General features: G+C 69.9%; 4 protein-coding genes. 3 read left to right on the top strand and 1 reads right to left on the bottom strand.

From position 1 onward, the window contains the following. Nucleotides 1–33: 33 nt before the first annotated feature. Entirely contained in the window at nt 34–174 is a 141-nt protein-coding gene (locus tag AB0O29_RS35845) for a hypothetical protein (protein WP_365160610.1), read from the bottom strand. On the opposite strand from AB0O29_RS35845, the gene AB0O29_RS35840 reads away from it, so the two are divergent. The 3 genes from AB0O29_RS35840 to AB0O29_RS35830 form a co-directional block, all read left to right on the top strand. Further along, nucleotides 127–408 (top strand): Scr1 family TA system antitoxin-like transcriptional regulator, encoded by a 282-nt coding sequence (locus AB0O29_RS35840; protein ID WP_365160607.1) that lies wholly within the window; start codon nt 127–129, stop codon nt 406–408. The genes AB0O29_RS35845 and AB0O29_RS35840 overlap by 48 nt on opposite strands. 164 nt (nt 409–572) lie before the next feature. Next, the gene (locus AB0O29_RS35835) at nt 573–704 is read left to right on the top strand and encodes a hypothetical protein (RefSeq protein ID WP_365160604.1); all 132 of its coding nucleotides are present in this window, start codon (nt 573–575) and stop codon (nt 702–704) included. A 10-nt stretch (nt 705–714) separates the two neighbouring features. After that, on the top strand, nt 715–1532 hold an 818-nt coding region (locus tag AB0O29_RS35830), incomplete at its 3' end, for a methyltransferase domain-containing protein (protein ID WP_365160601.1).

Raw genomic sequence — 1532 nt, 5'->3', positions numbered from 1 at the left:
CGGCACCGCCGCACGCCCGTCGGCCCCTGATCCCTAGTCGCGCCGCAGCTCCAGCCTGGGCACGTCCGTCCGGTCCAGGCCGAAGACCTGGACGTCGTGGATCATCGCTTCGCGGACGCCGACGTCATGGCGGACCAGCTCGCCTACTTGATGACCGTCTCGGTACGCCAGCACGTGCGGCTCGGCATCATCCCCATGAACAGACTGCGGACCATGTGGCCGGGCGAAGGCTTCTGGATCTTCGATGACGAACAGGTCGTCGTCGAACTCTCCACCGCGCAGCTCACCCTGACGCAGCCCAGCGAGATCGCCACCTACGCCCGGATCTTCACGGAACTCGACCGCATGGCCGTCTACGGCAGCCCGGCCCGCACCTTGATCACCAACGCCATCGACGCACTCGGATGACGACGTGCAAGCCGGTGCACATTTCTTGCCCTCTCACCCCCGCCCTCTGGATGCTGACACCGCCCTCGCACGCACAGCGACGAACCCGGCGCAGATGACGGCCGTCGCGGCCGCAGGGGCACATCCGGCACGTCCGACAGCGCACCGAGCACGGGAGGTCTCACATGGGTTGGGGAACGGGCAAGGGCGGCAGCGGCGGCGACGGCAAGCACGCGGGCGGCAAGGACCCCGGAACCTCCAAGCCGTCCTCGGACACCAAAAGCCCCAAGCCCGAGCCGAAACACAAGGGGAAGTAGAGGCCGCCGGATGACACGGCTCCCAGAAGATGAGCAGGCCGCCATGCGCGGCCTGCTCGCCTCCGTCCGCGAAGACCTCGGCGCTCCACTCACCCCGGCCTGGGAAGACGCCTTCCGGGCGGTGCCCCGCCACCCGTTCCTGCCGGACACCCTCTGGGTCGGCGACGACCTGGAGGAATGCTCACGCCACGACGACCCGCAGGCCTGGCTGCGCCACGTCTATGCGGACGACTCCGTGGTCACGCAGGTCAACGACGGCCAGACGGCCGAGCCAGGCGACCGGTGGCCATCCTGCTCGGCGTCCGCCCCGTCCATCGTCTTCCGCATGCTCGACATGCTGGACGTGGCACCCGGCCACCGCGTACTGGAGATCGGCACCGGTACGGGCTGGAACGCCGGCCTCCTCACACACCGGCTCGGCCCCGGGCAGCTCACCACGATCGAGGTGGACCAGACGCTGTCGGCACAGGCGGCGAACCGGCTGAAGGACGCCGGCCTGGAGCCCCGCGTGCTCTGCGCCGACGGCGCCCAAGGCCACCAGGACGGCGGCCCCTACGACCGCGTCCTCGCCACCTGCTCGGTCCGCACGATCCCGCCCGCCTGGATCGCCCAGACCCGACCGGGCGGTGTGATCCTCACCCCGTGGGAGTCGCCATGGCTGTGCTACGGCCTGCTGCGCCTCACCGTCGACGGACAGGGGACCGCGTCCGGCTCGTTCTCCCCGCATGCGGCGTTCATGCTCATGCGCGGGCAGCGAACGGACCTGAGGATCTACCGGGACGTGGTCCGCGACGACCAGATGCCCGAGGAGTCGTCCACGGCTCTGTC

The sequence above is a fragment of the Streptomyces sp. NPDC089915 genome (assembly GCF_040684675.1).
Classification (GTDB): Bacteria; Actinomycetota; Actinomycetes; order Streptomycetales; family Streptomycetaceae; genus Streptomyces.
The sequence above is the reverse complement of the archived record's forward strand: the minus strand, read 5'-3'. Positions and strand labels throughout refer to the sequence as shown.

Excerpts from the sequence above, each read along its gene's own strand:
- AB0O29_RS35840 (WP_365160607.1), top strand. The coding sequence starts at position 127 with ATGGCGGACCAGCTCGCCTACTTGATGACCGTCTCGGTACGCCAGCAC.
- AB0O29_RS35835 (WP_365160604.1), top strand. The coding sequence starts at position 573 with ATGGGTTGGGGAACGGGCAAGGGCGGCAGCGGCGGCGACGGCAAGCAC.